At 46.1% G+C, this 26,233-nt stretch carries 24 protein-coding genes and 1 pseudogene; 18 read left to right on the top strand and 7 right to left on the bottom strand.

Annotated features, from left to right (window positions below):
- Window positions 1-234 precede the first annotated feature (234 nt).
- From KZ483_RS20965 to KZ483_RS20955, 3 genes are read left to right on the top strand one after another with little or no spacing between them, the layout of a single operon-like run.
- Window positions 235-1,323, top strand: a complete 1,089-nt coding sequence (locus tag KZ483_RS20965; protein WP_220349480.1) for an IPT/TIG domain-containing protein — start codon at window positions 235-237, stop codon at window positions 1,321-1,323.
- Between the two features lie 12 nt (window positions 1,324-1,335).
- A complete protein-coding gene (locus tag KZ483_RS20960) occupies window positions 1,336-1,617 on the top strand; it encodes a hypothetical protein (protein WP_220349479.1) in 282 nt (93 codons plus the stop codon).
- A gap of 60 nt (window positions 1,618-1,677) precedes the next feature.
- Window positions 1,678-2,322 carry a hypothetical protein gene (locus KZ483_RS20955; RefSeq protein ID WP_220349478.1) on the top strand — a complete coding sequence of 215 codons (645 nt, stop codon included), beginning with the start codon at window positions 1,678-1,680 and terminating at the stop codon, window positions 2,320-2,322.
- Between the two features lie 92 nt (window positions 2,323-2,414).
- Here KZ483_RS20955 and KZ483_RS20950 read toward each other — a convergent pair whose 3' ends face one another.
- The 3 genes and pseudogenes from KZ483_RS20950 to KZ483_RS20940 form a co-directional block, all read right to left on the bottom strand.
- Complete coding sequence (locus tag KZ483_RS20950; RefSeq protein WP_220349477.1) at window positions 2,415-3,251, bottom strand: IS3 family transposase; 837 nt, start codon at window positions 3,249-3,251, stop codon at window positions 2,415-2,417.
- A complete protein-coding gene (locus KZ483_RS20945; RefSeq protein WP_258881694.1) occupies window positions 3,248-3,529 on the bottom strand; it encodes a helix-turn-helix domain-containing protein in 282 nt (93 codons plus the stop codon). Before KZ483_RS20945 ends, KZ483_RS20950 begins: the two co-directional genes overlap by 4 nt.
- Window positions 3,530-3,679: 150 nt before the next feature.
- Window positions 3,680-4,206: pseudogene (locus KZ483_RS20940) on the bottom strand (M15 family metallopeptidase).
- Window positions 4,207-4,609: 403 nt separating this feature from the next.
- Here KZ483_RS20940 and KZ483_RS20935 point away from each other — a divergent pair.
- Both KZ483_RS20935 and KZ483_RS20930 read left to right on the top strand, forming a co-directional pair.
- Complete coding sequence (locus tag KZ483_RS20935; protein ID WP_220349476.1) at window positions 4,610-4,807, top strand: hypothetical protein; 198 nt, start codon at window positions 4,610-4,612, stop codon at window positions 4,805-4,807.
- A 134-nt stretch (window positions 4,808-4,941) separates the two neighbouring features.
- Window positions 4,942-5,700 carry a protein phosphatase 2C domain-containing protein gene (locus KZ483_RS20930; RefSeq protein ID WP_258881358.1) on the top strand — a complete coding sequence of 253 codons (759 nt, stop codon included), beginning with the start codon at window positions 4,942-4,944 and terminating at the stop codon, window positions 5,698-5,700.
- Between the two features lie 478 nt (window positions 5,701-6,178).
- Here KZ483_RS20930 and KZ483_RS20925 read toward each other — a convergent pair whose 3' ends face one another.
- The gene (locus KZ483_RS20925) at window positions 6,179-6,625 is read right to left on the bottom strand and encodes a DUF3888 domain-containing protein (protein WP_220349475.1); all 447 of its coding nucleotides are present in this window, start codon (window positions 6,623-6,625) and stop codon (window positions 6,179-6,181) included.
- Between the two features lie 973 nt (window positions 6,626-7,598).
- Here KZ483_RS20925 and KZ483_RS20920 point away from each other — a divergent pair.
- Window positions 7,599-7,967, top strand: coding sequence for a hypothetical protein (locus KZ483_RS20920; RefSeq protein ID WP_220349474.1), 369 nt, complete (start codon window positions 7,599-7,601; stop codon window positions 7,965-7,967).
- A gap of 8 nt (window positions 7,968-7,975) precedes the next feature.
- On the opposite strand, the gene KZ483_RS20915 is transcribed toward KZ483_RS20920, so the two are convergent.
- Together KZ483_RS20915 and KZ483_RS20910 are read right to left on the bottom strand one after the other, a co-directional pair.
- Window positions 7,976-9,120 (bottom strand): IS3 family transposase gene (locus tag KZ483_RS20915; RefSeq protein WP_397376125.1). Its coding sequence is split into 2 segments (ribosomal slippage): window positions 7,976-8,853 and window positions 8,853-9,120, totalling 1,146 coding nucleotides; the frame shifts between segments, so codons are not numbered across the junction.
- Window positions 9,121-9,560: 440 nt separating this feature from the next.
- The gene (locus tag KZ483_RS20910; RefSeq protein ID WP_220349473.1) at window positions 9,561-10,316 is read right to left on the bottom strand and encodes an alpha/beta hydrolase family protein; all 756 of its coding nucleotides are present in this window, start codon (window positions 10,314-10,316) and stop codon (window positions 9,561-9,563) included.
- 72 nt (window positions 10,317-10,388) lie between these two features.
- On the opposite strand from KZ483_RS20910, the gene KZ483_RS20905 reads away from it, so the two are divergent.
- The 9 genes from KZ483_RS20905 to KZ483_RS20865 all read left to right on the top strand — a co-directional run bounded on the left by KZ483_RS20905 (window position 10,389) and on the right by KZ483_RS20865 (window position 18,977).
- Entirely contained in the window at window positions 10,389-10,700 is a 312-nt protein-coding gene (locus KZ483_RS20905) for a hypothetical protein (protein ID WP_220349472.1), read from the top strand.
- A gap of 304 nt (window positions 10,701-11,004) precedes the next feature.
- Window positions 11,005-12,717: a cellulase family glycosylhydrolase gene (locus KZ483_RS20900; RefSeq protein ID WP_397376222.1), complete on the top strand. Its 1,713-nt coding sequence runs from the start codon at window positions 11,005-11,007 to the stop codon at window positions 12,715-12,717.
- Window positions 12,718-13,386: 669 nt separating this feature from the next.
- Window positions 13,387-14,388: a type I glyceraldehyde-3-phosphate dehydrogenase gene (locus KZ483_RS20895; protein ID WP_220349471.1), complete on the top strand. Its 1,002-nt coding sequence runs from the start codon at window positions 13,387-13,389 to the stop codon at window positions 14,386-14,388.
- A gap of 851 nt (window positions 14,389-15,239) precedes the next feature.
- Entirely contained in the window at window positions 15,240-16,130 is an 891-nt protein-coding gene (locus tag KZ483_RS20890; protein WP_220349470.1) for a class I SAM-dependent methyltransferase, read from the top strand.
- Window positions 16,127-16,603, top strand: coding sequence for a GNAT family N-acetyltransferase (locus tag KZ483_RS20885; protein WP_220349469.1), 477 nt, complete (start codon window positions 16,127-16,129; stop codon window positions 16,601-16,603). The genes KZ483_RS20890 and KZ483_RS20885 overlap by 4 nt, the downstream gene beginning before the upstream one ends.
- 100 nt (window positions 16,604-16,703) lie before the next feature.
- Window positions 16,704-17,216 (top strand): RNA polymerase sigma factor, encoded by a 513-nt coding sequence (locus KZ483_RS20880; RefSeq protein ID WP_220349468.1) that lies wholly within the window; start codon window positions 16,704-16,706, stop codon window positions 17,214-17,216.
- A complete protein-coding gene (locus tag KZ483_RS20875; protein ID WP_220349467.1) occupies window positions 17,198-17,428 on the top strand; it encodes a VOC family protein in 231 nt (76 codons plus the stop codon). Before KZ483_RS20880 ends, KZ483_RS20875 begins: the two co-directional genes overlap by 19 nt.
- Before the next feature lie 96 nt (window positions 17,429-17,524).
- Window positions 17,525-18,430, top strand: coding sequence for a VOC family protein (locus tag KZ483_RS20870; RefSeq protein WP_220349466.1), 906 nt, complete (start codon window positions 17,525-17,527; stop codon window positions 18,428-18,430).
- Window positions 18,431-18,539: 109 nt separating this feature from the next.
- Window positions 18,540-18,977 carry a VOC family protein gene (locus KZ483_RS20865; RefSeq protein ID WP_258881356.1) on the top strand — a complete coding sequence of 146 codons (438 nt, stop codon included), beginning with the start codon at window positions 18,540-18,542 and terminating at the stop codon, window positions 18,975-18,977.
- Window positions 18,978-19,177: 200 nt separating this feature from the next.
- On the opposite strand, the gene KZ483_RS20860 is transcribed toward KZ483_RS20865, so the two are convergent.
- Window positions 19,178-20,107 (bottom strand): helix-turn-helix domain-containing protein, encoded by a 930-nt coding sequence (locus KZ483_RS20860; protein ID WP_220349465.1) that lies wholly within the window; start codon window positions 20,105-20,107, stop codon window positions 19,178-19,180.
- Between the two features lie 234 nt (window positions 20,108-20,341).
- On the opposite strand from KZ483_RS20860, the gene KZ483_RS20855 reads away from it, so the two are divergent.
- From KZ483_RS20855 to KZ483_RS20845, 3 genes are all read left to right on the top strand, one after another.
- Window positions 20,342-23,338: a pectinesterase family protein gene (locus tag KZ483_RS20855; protein ID WP_258881355.1), complete on the top strand. Its 2,997-nt coding sequence runs from the start codon at window positions 20,342-20,344 to the stop codon at window positions 23,336-23,338.
- 54 nt (window positions 23,339-23,392) lie between these two features.
- Window positions 23,393-25,501 (top strand): GDSL-type esterase/lipase family protein, encoded by a 2,109-nt coding sequence (locus tag KZ483_RS20850; protein WP_220349464.1) that lies wholly within the window; start codon window positions 23,393-23,395, stop codon window positions 25,499-25,501.
- A 111-nt stretch (window positions 25,502-25,612) separates the two neighbouring features.
- The gene (locus KZ483_RS20845) at window positions 25,613-25,882 is read left to right on the top strand and encodes a hypothetical protein (protein WP_220349463.1); all 270 of its coding nucleotides are present in this window, start codon (window positions 25,613-25,615) and stop codon (window positions 25,880-25,882) included.
- Window positions 25,883-26,233: the final 351 nt, after the last annotated feature.

Below are 26,233 nucleotides of genomic sequence, written 5' to 3'. Positions count from 1 at the left end.
ACACCTGCCTATTCTATTATTTTTTGTTACAAATTCATTATATAGAAAGATATTTTAACTGGCAACAAATGGTTGGTGAGGAGATCGGAACCATATTGATGATTTTAGTCCGGGCGGGTGCCATGACTTTTTTATGACTGGAGCATGACTTTGACGACAGGCGTTGTGACCGTCAAATCCGTATAGTAAGAGTTGTCACCGGTGAAAAAAATTGAAGAGAGGATGGAATAACCGATGAGCGTTAGCATTACGAGTTTTACGCCGACATCAGGTAAGGAGCATACCCTGGTAACCTTGTATGGGTCCGGTTTTGAACGAGGTTCCAAGGTCAAATTCAACGGGCTTGCGGTTACCACGGCCAACGTAACATTTTACAGCAGCACGAAAATGACAGCGAAGGTACCCCCACAGGCCTCTACAGGCAAAATCACCGTCCAAACTCCTGGAGGAAATATCGCCACGAGCAGAACATCCTTTCGCGTGCAGTCCAGTCTGCTGGCAGCGGACATGACGGAGCTTGCGCTGTTGTCGTATCCGCCGTTTAACGAAGCGCATCCTCCGCTGATGACCGATCCCGATACGTTCCCGCCCGAGCGAACGGCGGACTTTGCGGTCGGAGAATTTATGATTCAGTCCGGCAATTTCGACCGCGTTTATGATCCGTTGTATCCTTGGCAGGATTTGCAATCGTATCATAATACGGACGATTATGCGAAGATGCAGGCCTACAAGTCGGAGCGCGACAGTAAGGTGGATCACTACCTGGTGACGCGCAAGCGCTTCTGGAAACTCACCGACCGTCATTTTTACGGAGAGGATACGGAAATTACGGTGACGGTTCACAGAGGCATTATTAATCATCACTCGTCGACGGAAGAAAAGACGTTTACCAGCCGCATTCAAATCGATCTCGGCTTGCATATCGGCGGCGATTTAGGGGTGCCGGATGTGCCGCCCGTCGAGCTTGCTGCCGGGTTGGCCGCCGCATCGGAGCAGCCTACGGACGATTTGGGTTTTACATTCGAGATGTCTCAGACGCTCCACTTCACGCAGGTTGACGAGCAGACTTACACCGAAGAGACGACGACGACGACCGATGTGCATTATAAGGGGCAGACCCATTATCTCAACTGGCAAATTTACGAACAGCTGGTCATCAAGCGAATTCCGAAAGCCGGGCAGGAGTCTTTCTTTAAAGACGAAAGTCCGATCGTCAGTTCGATGACAGCGATTACGCCAATCCAATATACGGACCGATTCACGGTTCAAGCAGAGAAAGATCCGAAAGACGAATCTGAATACCAATTAAAAATAATAAAGTAAAGGAGCATTTCAATGAGCGACAAACACAAACTGAACGGCGGAGGTCACCAGGCTTTTTCTACGAGACCCGTCGGTTTAAGCACTTACCTAACCGTCCAGTCCTATATCGACGAGAACAACCACAGCAATTCCATTGATAGTCTGTGGCATATCGAGTTGTGCTGCCAGCACGATCATCAGGTGTCTTTGGGACCGGGGGAAATAAAGAAAATTGACGTAAGCGATGCCAAGGGTGCGCTGATTACGGTCCGAAATGAGGGAGCATGGCCTATTGTGGTATGGACCGATTATTAAACGTCTACCAAACCATTGGCTATGAGGTTATGAAGTTCACAAAATAAAGGAGGAACGCACATGCTAGGAACACGATTATTCGACAAGGCTGAACAGATTATATTTGCCGCACGCGGCGCAGCCCTTTCGATCGAGGGGCATCTTAAAGCCGTTGAACGGCTGACCGAAATTGGAACCATTCTGAAGGAAAGAGCCTCTTCCCGCAATCAAGCGGAAACGAATGGAAAGGGGGTAACCTCGGGCTCAAGGGAGCTTGCTGTAAATCACGGAGCTGCCGGAAAGCTGTTGGCCGAAACGCTCATCGATTTGCAGGCTCATCATTCAAGCCCGGCCATCAGTCTGCTCGGAAACTCGAGACATCCTTTCGTCGAACGACTGAGGGCGGAATTGCAGGAAACAGGGTTCACTGTCGCGCAGGTATTTTGGTTCATTTCCGAACTCGTGCGGGCGAAAAAAAGACTCGTAGACGTTCTGCAGAGCGTAAAGACGGAATCGGAGTGGCATACCCTGGTGTCATATTTTACGAATCATACCGAAGATCCGGGTCAGTGGGGATTCCCGCATGCCGGAAATAATGAGGTTGATCCGGTGCTTCAGCGTTTTGTAACGGCCTGCCGAGCTGCCGGGTTTACGCCTTCTTATTACTTTCTCTTCGCGGCAGCTTCACTGCTGGCACACGGCCATCGGGAAGCCGCTCAAGCGTAATCGGGCCGTATCTTCCCTATGCACGAGCAGAAAAAAACAAGCCGGTCCTGCTGCTTGGTCAAGACCCCGTATAGTGGACATTGGAAAAAGCCCTATGCAACAAGCTGGCGCCGGTATTCAACCGGTGTCAGCTTGTTTAGTTTTCGTTGAGCGCGATCTTCATTGTAAAATTGGATGAATTCCTCCATTCGCCTTTGTGCCTCATCGATAGATCGTATATCATAGGGATAGAGTGCTTCGACTTTAAAATGAGAGAAGAAGCTTTCTATCGAGGCGTTGTCATAACAATTGCCTCGACGTGACATGCTGATTTGGGCTCCAACCTGTGGCAGCATGTCGTGGTAAGCATGAGACGTGTACTGGCTTCCTTGGTCACTGTGAATGATCAATCCAGTCACGTCTTTATGTTTGTTGAACGCCTTCTTAAAAGTCTCTAAAACAAGTGGGTTGTCGTTGTTCCTACTTATGTGGTAGGCAATGATTTCGTTATTACAGAGATCCTTAATGGCTGACAGATAGATTCTTTCATCCAATACCCGATACTGAGTTACGTCGGTTACCCATTTTAGATTGGGAGCGTCTGCCTTAAAATTTCGTTGCAGTAGATTTTCTGCGATCCAGCCATCCTCTACCGCTGCTTGCTGACTTGTTCGGTGAACATATTTGCGACGGATAACAGCCTGAATGCCCAGCTCCTGCATTAAACGAAGTACCTTCTTGTGATTAACCACGAGGCCATGCTGGCGATACAACTCATCCTGTACGCGCCGGTAGCCCACAGTCTTGTTACGGCGTTCAAATATAGCTGTAATTTGACGTTTCAGATCTTCGCTAGGATCATGGTTGCTTCTTTTCAGATAGCTGTAGTATCCACTACGACTGATACCAAGGTATTGGCATAATCCTTTTATGCTTTGTCTGTTCTTCATTTGGTCGACAACGATGTGCTTACAGTGTGTACCTCCTGATTCAAGATTTGTAACCACTTTTTTAGTACGTCTACCTCCAATTGCAACCGACGGAGTTCGCGTTCTTGTTCGGTCTCCGTTCGTTTCGGATCTCCCCGACCATCCTTAAATGCGGTGTCTCCAACTTCCCGATACTTCCTCACCCATATCTTAATTCGATCTTTATCCTGAACTCCCAAATGAATTGCAATGGACCTCTGACTCCAGCCCTCCACCGTGTGAAGACGAATTGCCTCCATCTTAAGTGACTCAGGATAATGCTTAAATTTTTGTCCCTTTAGCGCCATAAAAAATACACCCCCTAGAAATATCATCGGTCAACCCAGGGGTTTTTCCAATGTCTATTCTAAGGGGTGCACTTCACTTGAGGATTTGCCGGCCTTTATTCTCTATTCGCTATCTTCCTGGGGCCTCCAGCCCCACTTCAAATCACGAATGGAGTATCCGAAGTCCATCTGCAAATGTGGATAATCGGGGAAGCTTTCCCAGTCTCCACCCCATGAGAAACCCAATCCCTTCGCAATGGCTACGACTTCCATCCAATCCGATTTGCCGTTCCTATTCCCGTCATACTCCATATCCCAGGTCACTTGACCCTTCTGCAGCAGCAGAACAAAATCGATGGCAAGCCCATAGTTATGATAGGATTCCCCGCCTTGGAATAGGTCACAATCGCTCCCTCAGCCTCTCTACCTTGACGGTACAAAGCATCCTGCTCGTGTGAACTGCGGAAATCACTCGTTATCCGAATGGGAATCCCTGCCTTTTTACTTAGCGCTACCAACTCATTCTTATACACCTCTACAACAGGATGCAGCTGCGTGACTTCTGGGACATCGCTAAAAATTCCGATCGGTATCCATCTTGCTGTCAAACCAGCATTACCCCCGATATAAGCAGCTAATGCTACCAACATGCTTATTAGCAACCACTTACCTTTTTTCCTTCCTTTCGGCATGGGTCGGGCGGAGGAAACCGCTTGATTGGAAGCTCTCATGTTAATCTCAACCTTTACATCTATTATTTCTATCACTCTCTTACCCTCTTAATAGAATATCCCAATCTAGCATAATATATAAGTGTCGAATTCTTGGAAGCCAAGAACAACGTAATACTTCTGAGACTCATACTTTGCTTCTAAACGAAGCGCATCAGCTGCTACCTTGCGGGGGTGCCGCTCCGCTTCATCAAAGGCCACGAGATGCTGATAGGATTTGGGGCCTTCTTCACGAAGCCACTTAACGTGATGAGCTCTCCAAACAAATTTACGAAGGAGTCCCTTTGGATGTGTCGAATAGCGTCTTTAGGAGGAGATTCTTATGTTTGCAGTAGGCCAGGAACTATACCTGGAAATTGATTTAAAGAAGGCAAAGCTAGCGCAACTGCCGGTCCTGGTTAAATACGACGATTCTGGCGAGATCGCCGATTACGGTGGCACGATCGAGGAACTTACCGCCGATGCCGTCAAAATCAATGGTATGTACTACACAAAAGCTGCATGCCGGTACTATGTTTGATAAGTGGCTATATTCGCTGCTAACTACGACCTTCGCTCATAATACGAACGAGCAGTATAGCTCCAATCTTGGTAATAGGACATATGGTAAAGTAGGTAATGGATATTGGAATAATTTGAGAACGGAGTGACAATTTGATTGTAACTTATGAGGAGACCACCCAGAAAGGTGTTGGGTTACTAAATGAGGATGCCACTATTTCTCATCCCAAAGCAAATTTGTATGGAGTTTTGGATGGAGTATCTTCCTTGGTACCCTATCTAAATTCCAAAAAGGAAACTGGCGGTTTTATTGCGGCGAATCTGACAAAAGACTACTTCGAATCTATTGCTGATCTTAGAAGTTTAAAGGACCACATGATTGAAGTAAATGATCTTCTTAGGGAACAAATGGTGCTCGCAAAGATTGATCTGGAGAAAAAAGAAGAACTTTGGGGAGCATCATTGGCAATCGTACGTGTACAGGATGATGGTGTAGAGTTCATACAGACGGGTGATTGCATGATTCTAGCCGTTTATGATAATGAGGAGGTTCGTCCTTTAAGATGGAGACAAGTATCTCACTTAGAAGCTCCGGCATTCGCTAAATGGCAGGAAGGAATAACAAAAGGCTTAAAAAGCCAGAAAGAACTTCATGAAACCGTTATTGATGCAATAAGAAAGAACCGATATCAGTCTAATACTGATGGAGGCTACGGAGTCCTAAATGGGGAAAAGAATGCAGTTCGTTTTTTCGAATACGGGAAAATTAATCTGACATGTCTAAAACATATCATTTTGTTGACTGATGGGATGTTTTTGCCATTAAATATCGTGCCCGAACAGAGCTCGTATTGGAGCTTTGTTGCGCATAGAATATTGAATAAGGGTATAAACTTTATACTCAAGAGTTAGTAGAACTTGAAGAATGCGATCCCGAGTGTATTAACCATATCCGCTTTAAGAAATCTGATGACAAGACCGCACTTGTGATTAATTTTCAAAGTGCTAAGTAAATTTGTTGCGGAAGACGATAGTATCATGACAACAGGTGTTCATCGGCCTTCAAAAAAGGAAGGAGATATGCTCCTTAAAATTAATTATAAATATTGATAATTTGTAAATAATAATAATGTTGAACTCCCGTTCAACTGCTTCGATATAAGGATTTGGTTGGGCATAAATAAAAGGGCAAGCTTGCTATTTATGTTTGACCGGAACCCGTCCTCTGAAAAGAGGGCGGTTTTCTTTTTTATCGATACCTAAGTTCGTCAACCTGTATTAATTCACCAAATGATACTTCATTGAAGTAACGGAAACGATAGTTGAATGCCAAAAGGGGCTACTGTGCGGCATGCCCTTCGCTCAGCTAACAGGCAAATTAACGAAACCTTTATAGGTCCTTGATATGTTTGAAACTCAGCAATTTTGGGTTTCCACCGCCCACTTCTACAGTTACTTCATCAATTCCGTAAGAAATGTGTGGTCCATAATAGGTATTAATTCTTAAAGTGATTTCGTACGCACCACCGATACCGTACAATTGTTTCACTTTCGCAATTTTGGTTTCCCATGCTGCCCATTGTGGTTTTTTTTGGGGATTTTTATATATTTCTTCAATGGCTTTGTCAACGGTGGGACGAAGGCTGTTTATTAAAGCATATTTAATTGTTTCACAATAGTCAGTTTCCGCTTCAACTATAGGAGCAACACCTTCATTCTGTGGCGCTGAAAAAACAGCCGTTGTAAGGCTAAAGAACAGTATACATGCAGCAAGAGTATTTTTTATCAAAATTAGATCCCTCATTTGTTTTTTAGGGTAGTTGTTAGTTGTTCCCATAAATGCCCCAAATCACACAATTTTTTGTCGTCGAAGGGGGAGTTGTTCGCTCCGCTAACGAATGCTATAGTTCCATGCCGAAATTGATGCCGCATTATAGCCCTATGCTCAACGAAAGGGCAGGATAGCGTGGTTGCACCCTATGGTACATGGACTTCTTAGTACATGGTAAAATAAACAGAGTTGGCTTGTGGGTCATAACGATTGAGGTGTAAAAAAGGAGAACCAGATAATAAGGTTGGCAGTCTACATGCTAATAAAGATTTCATCTGGTGCTTAGTTGGAGTAAGTTAAGCGATCATCATCGCTTTATGATCGAAACCATAATGTCTCACATTGAATCCTTGGAAGAATATATTTCCAAAATGGAGACTAAAATTGAGAGCATCCTCATCGCCTACAACGATGATACAACTACTCAAAAGAATACTTTGGTTTTGGGGGATATTGCACACATAGCACTTATTGTCAGTTCCAATGTACAAAGAACATTCTATAAAAGTTAAGACATTTGAACCGATCACCATTCTTGAATGAGTGTTAGGAAGCTAGCCACATGCGATCAATGCAGACAAAGTTGAAAAGCAATTGAACAGCATGCATTTGTATAATCCCAAAATGATCGAACCGGTCAAATATCTTTGATTATCGTCTTCCTATTGATGATATTCATGATAACACCCGGTTTCTCTCAGAGATGATGACAAAAGAGCAATGAATTACAACAACCCTCTCTTGAAAATTATTTGTAATTACCCTTGAGATTATAGCTTGTAGTCAATCAGTTTTGTCCTTCACCACCATTTTATCGGATTATCAAAACTCTACCATTTTAGTCCAATAAGGATAATTTTTCAGCATGAAATAGATACATGAAATATTAAGTATTGTAAAGCTCAATTTTCCTGCAACTTTACTGCTCTTTTGCACATCTAATATTTATGCTGTTACAAAATTTGTAAGGGATGGTATTGTGAACAGGAAAACAGTGTATATTTATGTATTTGCAGTAATTACAGCCATGTTTCTATCCTCATGCAGTCTCCCATCAAATAAGAACGTTGAGTCTGGGTCAAGCAATATTTTATTGAAAGAAAAAGCGGCAGAATATATTGCTAAGTATGAGAATGTTGGTAACAAAGACATTGAAATTTTAAGTGTCGGCGGGACTGTAAACAAGGCATCGGTTTCATATAGGGAAAAGAAGAACAATCAATGGGAACCCGACGGAGAAGGTTGGTTTATGGCGCAACTAACAAAAGACAAGAATGAAACTTATGAAGTAACCATGACCTTGCCTCGAAAAAGTGGACACAGAGAAAGCCTCAGTGACACCGATTAGACTAATGCCTACTGTCCATCCCTGACCATAAATGGAGGGACATAATCGTTGGAGGGATGCGTTCTCCGACGATTGTAGAATAATTCGATATATTCAAATACAGCTTTTTTAGCCTCATCACGCGTCTTGAACGTATAATCATTGAGCCATTCCATCTTAAGCTTACCCCAAAAGGATTCCATCGGTGAATTGTCATAACAGTTGCCTTTGCGGCTCATGCTGCAGACGAACCCATACTTCTTGAGAAGCTTCTGGTAACCCTTGCTGGCGTATTGTACGCCCTGATCAGAATGTACGATGAGTCCCTTAGATGCTCCGGTCCGGCCGATGGCCTGCTTAAGTGCAGCGCACACTAGTTCCGTCTTCATTCGACTGTCCATTGCCCAACCCACAAGTTTGCGGCCATGCAGATCCAGCACGCCAGCGAGATACAACCAGCCTTCAGCTGTCGCGATATACGTAATGTCACTCAGCCACTTCTCATTGGGCTTGCTTGTTTGAAAGTTCTGATTCACGATATTGTCCGCCACCGGCAGATTGTGCCTTGAGTTTGTAGTTGCTTTATATTTCTTCACGACTTTGGATCGGATCCCATTCGCTCGCATTAACCGAGCCACACGGCCTCGACTGGCCTTTTGTTCAGGTGGTAGGTTTTTGGTAATCTGTGGCGCTCCGTAGATCCTACGATTATTTGTATGAATGTCTTTGATCGTCTCTAACAGCTTACGATTTGCTATGCTGCGTTTGCTTTCTGGACGATTGATATGTGCATAATAGCCGCTTCTTGATACGCGTAGGACCTGGCACATCTTCGCAATCCGAAATTCGAAGCGATGTTCATGGATGAACGTGAACGTAATTATTTCAGATTTTTCGCGAAGTAGGCCGCCGCCTTTTTTAAGATTTCATTCTCTTCTTTCAGGTCTGCTAACTGCTTTCGAAGTTTACGCATCTCATCATCTTCTGTCTTGAGATTCCCGCTACCAGGAAATGCGCTTTCTCCATCACGCTTATAATATCTTACCCAGTCCCGGACTGTGGTGTAATGAACATTCAGTTCCTTGGCTGCATCTGCAACTGTTGATTCATTAGCCAAGATTCGAAGTACAACTTGCTCCTTAAATGCCTTGTCAAATTTCTTCCGCTGCCCCATAGTAAAATCCCTCCACTTTTATTATAGAGGTTTTCTATGTGTCTATCTATTCGGGGCAGGGTCACCATGATCAAATTTAATAACGCTAAATAACAACCCTTCGTCCCTTTATACGGCTAACGGAACTGATACTTAACCCATAAGTTTGCCGATTTGACAGACCCGGAGGACCTGATCTGGATAGGTCTCGCCGATCTATACCCAAGTCAAATAGAGGGGTTGTAGTGCCTCTATGCCATATAGTCTGTTTTGTTATGTCCTCAGATTTTCCTTTTTTAGACATATTATGATGATTCGGTCGAGATACATAATGCGCGCTCTAAGCCGCTTAATGCGGCTTTTCTTTTTTGCGATATATGTTCTTGTCCAAAGAGAACATATATCGTTTACCGAAAGGGGGCGAGGAGATACACGTTTCTGAGTTATCCGGACCCGCGGCGTCAAATATTCACTTTCACAAATTCACATGTCATCTCTGCTACACGCCTATTCCCAGCCTCTGAAAAACCATGTCCCTCTCCTGGGAATACCTCAAGTTTAACATACGGATATAGCTTTGAAGCTCGCATACTCCAATCAAGCGTCGCTATTTCATCTTGATCTCCTTGAAATATCAAAATATTTTTATCAAATTTACCAATATGCCTGAATACATCATAACCGTGAATGCTCTCAAAAAATGTTCTGCCGAGTGTCATTCCCCACATCTCGTGCGTATCAGGAATACTCTCAAGTGTGGGATATCTTTGATTCCAATCATCTGCGATACAGAATGCCGGGAATAATAACAACATTCCTTTGACATCGTCTATACGCTCATCAGCAGCCAATGCTGAGACCAAGCCGCCTTGGCTGCCGCCAAACAGGAAAATATTGTCCGCATCAATATTGTCCCACCTTTTTACTTGGTCAATAACAGCGCACAGATCTTCTTTCTCTGTAAAAAGAGTCATTTCTGTCGTCTTGAGGCCACTCTTGGAATTCACGGAGCCACCGCAGAAATCAAAACAATATGCGCCCACACCATTTGATACCAGATATTCGCTATTCATTGTAAAATCAGCATTCGATCCATTATAACCATGGCTGAAAATAACGACAGGGCATTTTTCCACATGTTTCGGCATATAAGAAACCCCATAAATTTCCCTGCCATGATGTTCAATCGTTACAACATTTTTTATACAATCGTTCATTTGGAAACCTCCAATAAGCACTTTACCCTTATAATATCGGCTCTGTCGAAGAAGCACAACAGCCTGATTTCCATGGCGGCGTTAAGCCTGGCTTTCCACCTGTATGACCGGCAACTGCTCAATATTTCTTCCGAAATATTGAATCTGCATTCCACGAGTATCGAAAACGAACTGCGGAAAATCGATTCGTTGACATTCTCGTTCGTCACGGATTCCAAAACGCAAGCCAATCTCACCATGATCAATACGGATCAATCCTCTTACGAAAAGTATCAGGCGATTGATGCGCTCAAAACGCAATTGTTTCTCTCCTCCCAATCGGAAATCTATATTTCCTCCGTAAGTTATTTTGATAACGCAGAACACGAATATTCTTATTCTTGAGCCTGCCGGCGTTGAGCCTATCGCCTGGGTAATATTTCATCAGAATATCCAATTCTCTAATGATTTTTAGATTGTTTTTTAATGTATTATCGGGGAAATTATACAGTTAAAATAAAAATACAACCGCTTACATGTGCTGCCAGCATGAAAACTGATCGAAGCGCAGTCGCAGTTTGCGCTGTAAACCGGTTGCTTCGAGAGACAGCAGTGCCGCATTTCTTGCAAAGAATCTTCATTTAAAGTATTTCAGTCGAAGATCAAGCAGCTCATGTATTGGTTAGAAAATCAATGAAACCAAAGGAGAATTTCAGTGCGTACTAAGAAAACCTATTTATCCGTACTCATGGCCGTTTCCTTGCTGTTAGCGCTTTTCTCGCCCCTCAGCCCGGCCGCAGCTTCCGGGAAAGAATCTCCGATGCAGTCCTATGTTAGCGCAATGCAGCCGGGATGGAACCTGGGCAATACATTCGATGCGATTGGAGGCGATGAGACAGCTTGGGGCAATCCGCGCGTAACCAAAGAATTCATTAAGGAAATTAAGAAGCAGGGCTTCAACAGCATCCGCATTCCGATCACATGGAGCGGGCATATGGGAGGCGCACCGAACTATACGGTCGATCCCGCCTGGATGGACCGGGTTCAGCAAGTCGTCGACTGGTCGCTGCAAGAAGGACTGTATGTCATGATCAACATACACCATGACTCTTGGATGTGGGTCAATTCGATGCCGACGAATCATGACGCCGTATTGGCCCAATTTACAGCTGTGTGGACGCAGGTCGCCAACCGGTTCAAGGACTATTCCAGCAAGCTGATGTTCGAGAGCATTAACGAACCGTTTTTTGACGGCGTTGACGACGCGACTCAACTCACGCTGCTCGATGAGTTGAATACAGCCTTCTTCAATGTCGTCAGGGAGACCGGCGGGGGGAACGCCACTCGTCCGCTCGTACTGCCTTCAAGAGTCACCAATGCCAGCCAAATCTATCTGGACTCGCTCGCTAATACGATTGCCAAGCTGAACGATCCGAATTTGATCGCTACCATTCATTTTTACGGTTTCTGGCCATTTAGTGTGAACATAGCGGGCTACACGAAGTTTGAGGCCGACACGGTTAAGGACATCGAAACAACGGTTGACAATGCGTATAATACGTTCGTATCGAAAGGAATTCCCGTTATCGTAGGCGAATACGGACTGCTCGGCTGGGATGCTACAAGTCCCGATACGCCGCAAGATAGCGTTGTGCCCGAGCATGGCGAGATGCTGAAGTTTATCGAGTATTTCACCCATTATGCCCAAGAGAAAAACCTTACCCTTATGCTGTGGGACAACGGCGGACGTTTCGACCGCAGAACGCTTCAGTGGAATGATCCGGAGCTTTACAATATGATCATGGATAGCTTGAAGAGTCGTTCCTCGACTGCGGAATCCGATCTGATCTATGTCAGGAAAGGTGCGCCGGCTCAGGACACCGTCGTCCATCTGAACTTGAACGGCAATGTTCTGACCAGCATCAAAGTCGGAGACTACGAATTGATTAAAGGCACGGATTATGAGTTGAACGGCGAAGACCTGACCCTCAAAGCTAGTTATCTCGCCAAGCTGACCGAATCGGCCGAACCCGGCGAGGTAGCCGTATTGAAAGTCCAATTTAACAAGGGCGCCGATTGGACTTTCCATGTGTTGTACAATGACACGCCGGTGCTGCAAAACACGGAAGGTACGACCGCACAATTTGCGATTCCGACTGCCTTCAACGGCGACCGCCTTGCCACGATGGAGGCCGTGTACGCCACAGGGGGCAACGCCGGCCCGAATAACTGGACTTCGTACAAAGAGTACGCCCGGACATTCATGCCTTCTTATGCAACGAATGAAATCAAACTTACAACGACTTTCTTCAATGAAGTGAACGATGGCGTGGTCATTCTGAAGCTCCACTTCTGGAGCGGCGCAACTATCGAGTATACGATTACGAAGAACGGTACGAGCATTACAGGCACAGCTTCATAATAGCCGGAATTGATTAGGATGAACGGGAAGCGAAGGAAACGTATTCGCTTCCCGTTTTAATTTTTCTGTGCAAGCTAGGGCAAATTCCAAGAAAAGGAAAAGGTGCATAGAGAGAGGATAAGTATGAATGTGGAAGATGAAATAGCAATTAATGAATTCAGGAAATGGAAATTAAGTGGTCTTTCTGAATATTAAACTAGATGATTTAACCGGACCTGAGGGCTTCATTAATCGGGGAGCATCTTCAGTTAAATCCATTCATCGCTGTAATGGTTTAGGAGAAAAATGGTACATGAATACATAAGAATGAAAGCTGAAACCGATATAGATGCTGTTAATTTCTATAAAAAGCTTGGGTGTTCGATAACGAACTTGGCGGAAAAGCACCCAGGAGTCGAACGCTTTGAATGTATTTTGCTCACTTATAGTTGATTTCGCTCAGACATTTGATCATCTTCCTTTCCCATCTCAGGGGTTAATTGCAAAGGGTGTTACTGGAAAATACCATTTGATTTTTTCCCCGTCAATCATTTCCGTTCGTACGGTTAGTAATTACCGCAAAGGACGGATTGGGGCCGGACTAGTTGGGGTAACAACTTATGTAGTACCCATAGGAGCGCTTGAATCTTGGAAGGAACGTCTTAATAGCATGGCAAAGGAGAGGATACAATGAGTAAAATTGCAGTTTTTGGTTTCGGGAGAATCGGAAGACAGCTGCTTCGGGTTGCGCTTCTTGAGAAGCTGTTCGTGCCGGCTTCCATATCGGATATTAAAGACGAAGCTACGCTTGCGGCTCTCTTTGAAGTGGATACGAATTATAAACGCTGGCACGAGACCGTCACAGGACGAGAAGGCGTTATCGAAATTGGCGACCGGTCCATCCGATTCATCAATTCCGCCCAGGAGATACCGAATTGGAAAGAGCTCGGTGTCGACCTCGTCATCGATTGCACCGGCCGCGCGGTAACAAGGGCGGTTGCTCAGCTTCACCTGGAGCGAGGGGCGGGGCGCGTGCTTGTCAGCGGACCAAGCAAAAGCTTGGAAGACTGCGACGCCGTGTTGCTCAAAGGAATCAATTTGGGAAGCTTCGACCCAGACCAGCATAAAATCATCAGCATGGCGAGCTGTACGACGAATGCGCTGGCTCCGGTAGTCAAGCTGGTTCGGGAGAATTACGGGATCCAATATGGTTTATTCTCGACTGTACATTCCTATACGAACACGCAATCGTTGACCGATCAGCCGATGAAGGATCGTCGGGATTCATGGGCAGCAGCTGAGAATATTATTCCTTCCTCTTCAGGTGCAGCCAAGGCGCTCAAGTTTATTTGGAGCGATCTTCAAATAACCGGGAAGTCTTACAGGATCCCGACACGTACAGGAAGCATTGCAGAGCTAAACCTTGTTACCGAGAAGCCATGTACGGCTCAGCAAATCAACGATATGTTCCGAAATGCAGCACAAGCTGGAGAGCTAAAGGGAGTGCTCGACGTTCTGGAAGGGGAATGGGCTTCTTCGCGAATTGTAGGCGATTCCCATTCTTCCATTATCGACCTTCCGTTAACGCAGGTACAAGGCGGGCTCTTATCCGTGGCCGCTTGGTATGATAATGAATGGGGCTACGCTTCCCGATTGGCTGAAGTGGCTGCTTATTTAGCTGCACGTTCATAAAGCTGTAGCTAAGCATAATAACATTTGCTATGAATAAGGCTGCCGGCTGGCAGCCTTATTTGCGTAGAACGAGGGTTAGTAATGGATTTCGTGAAGTAATCACGTAGCGTTATGTCGCGGGGTAGCTGTTGTTTGTGACGGTGAATGTCTTAGACGTCGAGGTAAATGCTTTTCCCGCTTTGATGCGCAATGTCGGGGACGGAACATGTAAAGGAGACCCATGATGGGAAGGCCCCCGATGTTGATTATGATTTTTTTATTACTCTATCAGTAAACCAAACAATTAATAAAAATAGCACTAATAATACCCCAAAAAATACATACCATTCCGGTTGCCATCCATAACCATAATGACGCATGAGTAGGAGCAGAATTAATAGATATGCTATGGTGGTGACAAACCAACCAAGCAAGATATTTTTCAAAGACGTTTTGTTTCGACCCCAAACTAAGATCGAAAATAGACCCGAGAATACCGATAATACTGGTGCCACGAGTATATGAACAACACTTCCATTAAATTCATTCTGTAACTGTGATTCTAAATATATCCCATATAAGGCTACAAGGAATAAAATGCAACATATGCTCGCTAATATAATTGTTTTCTTTTTTATCATTACTCCACCGGTCCAATGCTTTTATTAAAAAAGCACAAAACGAATCCGTAAGAAAACCGGCACAAATTACGTGCCGGTTTACCAATAATGTAAATAGAACATACAACCCTAAAAAAGCCATGGATACATAATAGTCTACAAAAAATTTCAACATAAGTCTATTACTTTTTTCGCATAAATTGTATGTTATTTAAGCGACCGCGGCGCTAATACGGTAAGGGAGATAAAAACATGGAGCCATATTATTGGGATAGTCAAATTGAGTATTTAAAAAAGTCTGCTGCCTTGTATTACAACGATGACTATATTGAATTTCTGATTAATCGAGTATGGAAAATTGATCGCCCTGTTCGTATCGTGGATTTTGGATGTGGTTTTGGGCACCTGGGGCTCCGACTGTTGCCTATACTTCCATTAGGTTCGGAATATATAGGTATTGATGCCGGAATAAATCTTATTGAGCACGCGAGAGAGATTTTTCGAAGTTTACCATACCATACAGAGTTTCTTGTTGCGGATTTTAATACTATAAGCTTTGAAGAGGAATTTGATCTTGCCGTATGCCACGGTGTGCTGCTGCATATGGAAGATCCCATGAGTACATTAAAAAGAATGATAGCTTCTGTAAAAAATGAAGGAAAAGTTATTGCATTTGAGCCTCATTGGATTGGAAATAATGCAAGTTTTCACTTTGATGGCGTGGATCAGTCAACGGTTATTCCTTTAGGGCAGCTGCAGGAATTGTTTGAACGAGACCTAAAGCGTACTGGTAAAGATGGCAATATCGGATTGAAGCTTCCTTTGTATTTCAGCCGATTAGGATTACGCGATGTACAATGTCGCGTGAGTGATAAAGTAAATATATACGATCCAACAGCAGCTGGGGACGCCGGTGTTTATGAGGCTATGAAATTCAGTAACCCTGGGGAACGTTCAACATTTATTAAGAACCTTTTAGAACGCGGAATGTCAATGGAGCAGGCTAATAGACAATATGAATGTGAAAAGACACTGTCAGAGATATTTACCCCGTCAACAGCAGCCACTTATGCAGCAGGTATGAAAATCACCTTTGGAACCGTGTATAGGATGATATTGGCTGAAGGGAGCAGCCCTGCATGATTACACTCAGAAAAATCACGCTGGAAAACCGACGCGCCATATTTAACCTGGAAGTTTCAGAAGATCAACGCCGCTTCGTTGCGTCCAATCTGTCAAGCGTGGCTTCGTGTTATGTCCTTGCAATCAATGGGGGACTTCCATTTCCGTTTGCCATTTACGCGGATGAACAGCCGGTCGGTTTTGTTATGATTACTTATAGAATCACCGGGTACGAACTCCCGACAATCGCAGACGACAGCTATTGCATCCTGCGACTGATGATTGACAAGCAATACCAGAACAGGGGCTACGGACGGGAAGCCATGAAAAGAATCTTGGAATTTATCCGTACCTTTCCGGCGGGGCCTGCACATTACTGCTGGATTTCTTATAAGGCTGATAACTTGGCCGCCAAGAAGCTTTATGAAAGCTACGGCTTCCGTGACAACGGCGAAATCTGCGAAACCGAGCTAATAACCGTACTGCCACTCTGATTTGCTGCTTAATATCATCGATTCCGGCTTCCACATATGTATTAATGTTTTGGTTTTCAATCGGAAGGAAACGAGTGAACTTGAAAGAATAAGTAACAATATGCAAACAGAAAACATGGGACACCTCGGCGGGGTGGAATTGATCAGGCAGCCGCTGCTCCGGTATTGCCGGCAAATGACAGGGTCTGACTTTGAAGCAGAGGATCTTGTGCAAGAAACGATACTTCGACTTCTCAAAATAAACGCGGAGAGACCGGAGCAGGAGGTCTCATTCCGGTACGCGTGCCGGGCTGCGAGGAATCTTTGGATAGACCGTACCCGGCGTATGGCAAGGCTTGCGATGGTACCGTTCCTGGAGGAGACGGTGCCATCCGCGGAAAGGCCGTCTCATGCCGAGCTGAATGTGCGCGAGCATCTGGAAGAGCTGGCGTGGCGTTTGCCGCCGAAACCATTCGTCATCCTGCTGTTGATGGATGTATTCGATTTTACGGCGAGGGAGACGGCGGCTTTGCTCGGCGGCACGGAAGTCGCAGTCCAGGTGGCTCTGTCGCGGGCACGCTCCCGGCTTCAGGGGATGAAAAAACCGCACGAGAGATGGGGAAACGCGCAATAATCGCGTCAACTGGGAATGCATCCGAGTGTGCCGACTTTTTCGAAGCCGTGTTGGAAGCGTTTCGCCGCCGGCAACCGTCGGCGATTCAGGAGGCGTACTTGTCCCTGATCTCATCCGGCACAAGATTACAAGGCATTCGCGCGCTGGGTGGCAAAGTATATTTTACCTTCCAGGATCCGGATGGTAACGTGATTATGGTTGTATCAACATGAAGCGGAAGCAAGGTTATTTTTTTATCTTGATGTATGGAATCGGTTAAGTCGTTCGTTTTATAGAGGAGATCTGTATGAAAGGAGGAATGGAAAGCGGTGAAACGGGAAACAGCAATTCGTGTGGCAGGAATACGTATTCCTGTAAGAAGTGTGGAGCGGTCGGAGCCCTTCTATTGCGGGAGACTGGGATTGAGGAAAGGAAGGTCCGACGCCGGGAGGCACGCCTTGACCTTATTTCCGGCGCTGCCTCACGGGCCTCTGCTGGAGTTGGTAGAAGCAGACGAGGTGCCTCCAATGCATTTTCCGGTAAGAGGCGGTTACTTTCAACCGATCATCCGTCTGCATGCTTCGGATTTGGAAGGGATGTTTGGAAGGCTTGACGGTATCAAGACGACGGCCGTGCATCAAGATTTGCCGGATGACGGTTGCGGAAGATTTTTCGAAGTGGCGGATCCGGACGGAACTTGGCTGCAATATCACGTCAACCTCGGAGAACAAGTTATCATGGCCGGTACGACGGAGGCCGTGGTCAACATCGAAATACCGGTTGCGGATGTGCGTCGTTCGGCGGCTTTCTACCGAACTATCGGATTCTCCCTTGACAGGGATCCGAACGACGAAGTCGCATTTCTCAGCGCAGGGGTCATCGTTGACCGATTCGGTTATCGCGGGATACCGGAATTCGGAATCATTCTAACGCGCCGGGACGAGTTTCCTTTGATGCGGTTTATCCGGCAAAAGAAGTGGGAACCGGTGGTGACGCTTCAGACGGAAGATGCGGAAGCATACCGTGCAAGTTTAGTGGATAGCGGTATCGCGGTTAGTGAATGGCATTCGCAAGAGACGTCGTGCTGTTTTCTGTTGAGCGATCCGGATGGACATTTTCTGGGTGTTCGAAGTTACAGCAGTCAAACCGTTGATGGAGAACAACCTCGGGGGCGCTTGGCCCCAAGTTTTCCACTTGAGAAAATAAACATGACCAGAGTAGAGGAGGAAATTTAGATGCCGATACAACAGATTGGCGGTGTATTCGTTCCAGTAACTCAATTTGGAGCGGGTGCCCATTTCGGATCTGCAGACGGCAAAATAAGTTGGGGGAGGCTGGAAAAAAATGATGACGAAAAAAGCATTGTTGAAACGTATCGAGTGCGCCTATTTACCGGTGAAGGACGTTGCCGCTTCGGCGGCGTGGTATGAGCGCGTGCTCGGATTAAAGCTTCGGTCCCCGATCCAGCCGGGCAGTGGGGCGATCATGATCATGGAAAGCGGACAATGGTTGTTCCTGCTGCCTTGCCAGGACGGTCATCCGTTGCACTTCATGACGACTGGCTGGACAGAGAATGGAGCGCCATTCGAGATGTTTCCAATCTGCTTCGAGACAGATGATATCCGCGCCATGTATGATTCATTGCAAGGGTCAGGAGTATGGACGGAGGAGACGGTCCGCGATGAAGGAGGCTGCGGATTGCAGCTGAACTTCAAGGACCCGGACGGCAACAAATTTCAAGTGTGGCAGCAGCCTGTTGAAGCCGGTGTTCCTGCTCAATAACCCAGTGGGATGATTCAGCAAGGCTGCCGCGAGAATGATATGCTCCCCTTTTAAAGTAGACAGGTTTAAAAAACCGCTGCTTTGAAGGGGAGCTTTCTTTTGTCCGAGAGAATTTATAACCAAGGCCGCCTAGAGATTTTTATTATTTGTACTGTCTACCTGACGGGGTGCTGCTCAAAGAGCGGCTATCCCTCTTATTTTTATGTAACACTTGTGCTTGAGTCAGGACTAAGTGCATTCGTATAAGATTTGGGCCGGTATTGTAACGGAGACATGCCGGTCCATCGTTTGAACTGCCGACTGAAATGGCTCTGAGATGTGAAACCGAGCTGCTCTGAGATCATCTGGATCTTTAAATCCGTATGCAGCAATAAATGTTTGGCTTGCTGCAGTTTTTTGTTTGTCATATATTGCCGTGGCGATACCTTGTAAACCTTTGTAAAAAGCTTATGGCATTGTATCCGACTTAAACAAAACTGCTTAGCGATCAAGTTAATAGAAAGAGTAGGTGAGTAGAGGTTGTCCGAGATGTATTGCTCGATTCGATGGGCGGTTTCCACCTCATATAACGAGTTTTCTTGTCGAGGTATCCGCGGTGGCTTTGAATTCAGAAACTGTATATCAATGATTTCACTCAGTATCATGAGAACGATAGCCTGCAAGCGAAGTCTTTCTTTAACGATAATAACATCGTCGATATCCGGGGAAAAACCGGTTGACGCCGTTGTGGCCAGAATGTTGTTCTTGATAAACTCGTCCAAATTTTCGAGTGGTAATCCTGTACTCGGAAATTGGCTGATGTTGCATTTTTGGATGGGCTGGGATTGAATCAATCGGCGAAAATCCAAATCATCAATGTCAAAATGAATCGAAAGGTAAATATAGTTGTCGGGACCGGAATTCATCACATGATGGCGCAGGCCGGGAGGAATGATGAACCAATCCCCCTTACCGTAAGTGACGGAGTACCCATCGACATATTGAACCGCAGTGCCGTCGTAGCAATACAGCAGCTCAAAGATTTTATGATGATGGTCGGGATAGGCCCATCCGGGCTCAGCAATGCGAAAATGAAAGCCGATGAGCTGCAGCGTACTCATGATATCCGGGAAGCTGACTTTGTAAGCCAAAGGTGTTCCTCCCTCTAAGGTGAAAAAATTGGGTTGACTCTAGTATATCAAGAAAGCTCCGAATAGAAAAAGCATTACAAAAGGTCAAAAAATAGAATGAAACCATCATTTGCATCGATAGAAAGAAGCGGCATAATGAAAGGGCTGGTGTAAGGGTTTACTTAAATTTCATAAAAGAAGGGATTGTGACATGAGAAAACAAGGATGTATCTATGCGATCGGGAGGGTTAGATCATGATGAACAAGGTTGGAATGATCGTACTGTGTACTCTTATGGCTGTCGCCTCTTTATTGGAGATGGGCCTTCCTTCCACGGTTTCAGCTTCGGATCTATCAGTCCCGCCAGGTAACACGGCTTTCATTAATGATGATTTTAATGGAATTACGGATGCGGCCGTTACCAGCACCTCCACGGTGAAGTCGATAGCAGGTTATACCGCGAACGTAACCGGTCCGAACGGCTCGGTAAGCATTACTTCGTCAGGTAAGGATGGAGTTCCATTTCCTTCCGCCGCACTGCTTATTCGGGACGAGGACGGAGCGAATGGTTCGGGCACCGTCGGCTCCGGTTCCGGTTCCACAACCATTACGAAAGGGCTCGGAACCCGTATATCGGATGGCATTGTGACTGTCGAGCAGGATATGTACTTCTACGGACCTAACAATGACATCAGCCGAGGCCGCAATGTAATAAAGCTGACCGGCGGCGTGAACAGTCAAACGAATACGTCCGATACGGTAATCCAAGTGGACCTTAAAGGCGGCAAAATTGCATGGGCGGATACGGGCGGCATCTATACGAACATAACACCGGCCAATCTAACCAATGCCGTATGGTACCACCTCAAAGCTGTGATCAATTTGAACACGCTTCGTGTGGATTACTACGTAACGAATGAAAGTGACGGTACGCTTGTCGGTGAACTGAGGGAACAGCCCTTCTACAACCGGACGCTCGGCAGTCGAGCCGAAGACTTTGCTGCAATACAGTCTTTCAGCGCTTCGACCGGAGGTACTACCGCTGAGAATATTGTGCTTGACAATGTCCAGGTGTACAAGCTTAATGCGCCTCCGGATGCACCCGTTGGCTTGTACGGCATTGGCGGGGACCGTCAGGCTGCACTGTCTTGGTCAGCCGCGCCTAATGCAGTCACCTACGATGTGCTGAGGGGTGATTCCCAGGAAGGCCCCTTTACTATGGTTGCGCAGGGTCTTACAAAAGCCGCTTCCAGCTCTGAGCCGTTACGGGATGCAGGCTTGACGAACGGAGTAACTTATTATTATGTCGTTCGGGCTGTGAATCCTTACGGTACCACCGATTCGATCCCGTATGCCATAACGCCAAGCGGCGAGAGGCCGGCACCGGAGCCGCCTCAGGGGATTTCTATGACCGCACGGGAATCGGCCGTCATGATCACTTGGAATGCCGTACCGGATGCGGCCACCTATACTTTAAAACGGAGTACAGCAAAGGAAGGGCCTTACACGGAAGTATCGGCGGTCATTCCGAACACGACAACGAGCTACTACGATACGGGCCTGAATGCTGATCAGACCTACTATTATACGCTTTCCAGCACAAATATAGCGGGTACGGGAGAGATGAGCACTCCGCTGGAGGTTCATCCGAGCGCACCGCTTGCCGAGCCTGAATCGCTTAAAGCCACTGTCAAGAGCGGCCGGGTGGATATCAAATGGAAGGGCTCGGAAGGAGCAGTTGTCTATCAGGTTAAGCGCAGCACCGTTTCCGGAGGTCCTTATACAACGATTGGAACCACGGCGCTCACCAGCTACTCGGATTCTACCGTTGTGGATGGAACGACCTATTATTATGTCGTCAGTGTTGAGAGCGCTTCCGCTCGAAGCATGAACTCTTCCCAGGCAAGGGCAGTTGCGCATACAGCACCCGATGGCGTCCCATCCGCCCCAACCGGCGGTGTAGTCGAAACCACCTATGGTCAGGTTATATTACGCTGGGATGTCGTTTCGGGAGCAACGGGCTATACCGTGAAAAGGGCAGCGGCTTACAACGGACCATTTACGCAGGTTACAGAAACGAAACGGGCAGCTTTCACTGACAGCGATGTTAGTAACGGTACAGCCTATTACTATGTGATTACAGCGAACAATCCGTTTGGAGAAGGACCGGGTTCCGAGCCGTTGATCGCTACACCTTCTAAGGTAATCATTGTGGCTCAGGACGGAAGCGGGAATTATCGTACCGTTCAAGAGGCGATCAACGCGGTTCCTGCGAATCAAACAGAACGAACCGTCATTTATATTCGCAACGGTATTTACCGGGAGAAGGTCATTGCCCCGGCCAACAAGCCCAACCTTAGCTTTATCGGGGAAAGCCGTAAAGGTGTCGTCATTACGTATGACATGAATGTGACGTACCACCCGGGCTTACAAACAGCCACCTTCGAGCTAAGGGGAGCCGGCAGTACGATGGAAAACTTCACGGTGCAAAATTCCGCTTTTCCGAACAAGGATACGGGCGGAGTGAAGGGAGTAGGGCAAGCCCTAGCCTTGTTTGTATCAGGGGATAAGATGGTGTTCCGTGACATAAATCTGTATGGTTTTCAAGATACGCTATACGTGGAGAGAGGGCGACAATACTTCCATAACCTGTATATTGAAGGGACCGTGGATTATATCTATGGTAACGGAATCGCTTATTTCGACCGATCCGAGATGAAGCATGTCGGCACGTTCGGCGGCTATACGACGGCAGCCTCACACGATCAGACGGCGAAAAACGGATATGTTTTTTATCAAGCGAAGAAAACAAGAGGGACCACCTCGCTCAAGCCGTATATCCAGAAATACGGGCAGGCCGGAACGTATACCGGTGTTTGGAATGACGTATGGGATTTGGAGCTGCAGGGGGTCTCCAAGACGAACAGTACGGTATACCTGGGAAGACCTTGGCGGCCGTACGGGAATGTGAAATTCGTAGACACGTGGATGGATGCGCATTTCTACCCGGTTGGCTGGAATAACTGGGGCAAGGTGGAGAATGAATCCACCGCGGTTTACGGAGAATTCGGAAGCACAGGGCCCGGGGCCAATGCCAAAGCCCGTGTGCCTTGGAGCAAGCAGATGACCGTAGAGGAAGCAAACGCCTTAACGGTGCAGCGGGTATTGGTAGGCACGGACGGCTGGGACCCTACGTTGACTGGAGTCTTCGCAAAACCAATCTCTGTACCGGGTGAACATGACGACTTCTAACTAAGGTGAGGCACGGGTCATTTGTACCGATCAAACAGGAAGGAAGTGTAATCAGTGAAAAGGTTCATGAATGCGGCTCTTTCGACTCTTCTTCTTACAGCTATTCTGATACCTGTTCAGAGCACTGCTGCAGAAACCTCCATTAACGGATTGGCAGAGGAGGGGACTCCCATTCAATTGGAAAGCCCTTATAAGTTTAACTTTACTAATCAGGCAAAAACCGGATACACGACTGTCGTGTATGATGTCTATAACGGTGCGCCCTTGTATGACTCCTCGGTGGGCTATGGTTTTGTGAATCAAACCAGTGCTTTACCGCCACGGGAAGTGCATACGGCTTCCATTACTTCCGATGGCACAGGCTTTTACATCAAAGAGCCTGGCTTCTATGCCGAACCGAAAAACGAGAAAGATAATTATAATAACTACGGATTGGCTTTCCGTATTCAAGCTCCTCCCGGTGCCTATAGTGTTTATGTGAAAACAACATCCGATGCTGCGGACACAACCGTATCCGTCTCGGGAATGCAGACCAGCCGCTTGTTGAAATCCGGGTATTGGGATGCGGCTAAGCTGGTACCTATGAAGTATACGATATCGGCAAAAGGCAAAGAGTGGACCTATACGTATGCAAACGGCCGCGACTATCTGGACATTGAAATTGAGCCGAATAAAATCAATACTCCGGTTGGTATTGAAGAAATTGTTTTGCAGCCTATTGCCCCGCGGATGCGAGCAGATGAAACGCTGCCGACTATGTATATACTCGGAGATTCAACCGTTAAATCCTACACCTTCGACGAAGCGCCAATGAGCGGCTGGGGCCAGATCATTGACTCTATGTTTCATCTGAACAAGGTGAATGTGATTAATTACTCCATGGGTGGACGCTCGTTTAAAAACGCGTATACGGAGGGCCGGCTGAACGATATTTTAATGACCGGAAGCATTGGAGATTATGTGTTGATTCAGTTCGGACATAATGACGAAAGAACCGATGAATTCAGTCGTTATGGCAGAGGGTCGACGGAAGCCATGTATGAGACCTATATAAAAGAGGTCTATCTGCCGGCCATCCAGGCCAGGGGCATGATACCGATACTAGTAACGCCGATGTCTAGAGTGAAAGGGGATGCAAGCCCGGGTTATGTCTACACCAACTCTTTCAAAACCCGAAAGTTCCCTGATATTCTGAAACGGATTGCCGAGGAAAAAGCACTTACACTTATCGATCTTAACTCCGAGAGTTTGAACTATTATAACGAAATCGGTGTGGAAGCGACGACAGGCATTTTCATGTCCATTGAAGCGGGGGAAACCCCTGGTAAGACGAACGACGGAAGCTACGCCAACGGACACCCATCGAAGAAGATTGACGGGACTCACTATAAAGAAGCGCTGGCCAAACAATTCGCACGAATCATTGTTACCGAGCTCGTGAAGAAGGAACTTGCCGGCGATCCTGCTGCCGCTTCGATTGTGTCGTATCTGAAAGGGAATGTGAAGCATGCAGCCTTAACAGGGGATTGGTCAAAGATTTTTCCTGAAATGGCTAATGACACCATAACCGGTGACGGGGCTTATTATCGCAATCAGATTGAGAAATTGCTTCAGCTGGGTGTGATGAACAAGGACCATTATGGAAACTTTCATCCCGATGCGGCGATGACCGTTGATGAATTTATTCGAAGCCTTTCTGAGCTCATGGATTTGAAGAAAACCATTTTCGATGGATACCCGGATGGAGAGCTCTCCCGGGAAATGATGGGCGCCATTATGGATGATGCGTATCATGCGAAGTTTACCAGCAAGCCGGAATACATGACGGATTATAACGGCACGTCGGTGGTACCCGGTGATCCGGGGTATGATCCGAATCTGGATTCGGGAGCCAGAGGGGCGATGTACTATCCTCTCGTTTCCTGGCAGCAGCTGACGGATACCGCGGATATCGCACCCCATTTGGTTTCTAAAATAAAGGATGCCTACGAACTCGGGCTCATCCGGTCCGAGAAAGGTATTGCAAGAGGAAAAATGATTAACGGAACAGAGTTCGAACCGAAAATGTTAGTCACCCGAGAGAAAGCAGCCAAAGCATTATATTTTATGTGGGTGCTCGATCATCAGGTCAATGTAGAAAATGATGTGTCATCTCTGAAATAGGTTTACTTTCAGAGCGTGATCGGGGTCTTCGGATCCTGACCACGCTTTTTTTGCATGCGAAGCATGCAAGGGCCTTGATGAAGCTTTATCATGGTTTTTTGGAGATGTCGGATGAACAAAGAGAAATTTCTAAAAGAGCTTGATGAAATTGTAGAAGATAAGATTTTCATTGGGAATAACAAACAAAATTTGGAAGAAGAAATCTCGCGAAATTCATGGTCAATTTCGATTAGTCAACAATTAGCCAATCACTTTACAGTTGAGGAAATAAGGGGATTTTTTCGCGCAGTCATTACTAATAGAACTGATCAAATTAAAAAATCAAACTCTAAAAATGAATGCTTTTTTATTCATGGTTTGATTCGTTATCAGAAAGGTTGAGGTTTAACTTAATTTCAGACATTTATACAAAGTTGCCGTTTAAATGTAATATTACAATACTAGATAACTTTGATTCGGTTATAAATGAGTTTCTAACATATCCGTATCATGATGGTATACCTATTCATGAAGTAATGGATGAAGTTTAGGGGTACTGATGAAGCTGCACAAGCAGATCCGCTTAGGGTCTTTTTATATCGAATTGAAAAGTGAACGTCAGTTTGACTTGATAGGAATCCATGCAGTAGCACTCCTCAATTGACGGTGTAACGCCAGCCAATAAAAGCAACGGCAGTGTACTTCCTTAGCAAAAAACTCCTCTACTAAGTGAATGATGGTAGCTGACCTTGG

This window comes from Paenibacillus sp. sptzw28 (assembly GCF_019550795.1).
Taxonomy (GTDB): Bacteria; Bacillota; Bacilli; order Paenibacillales; family Paenibacillaceae; genus Paenibacillus_Z.
Note: the sequence above shows the minus strand (reverse complement) of the source record. Positions and strands in the feature narration are given on the sequence as shown.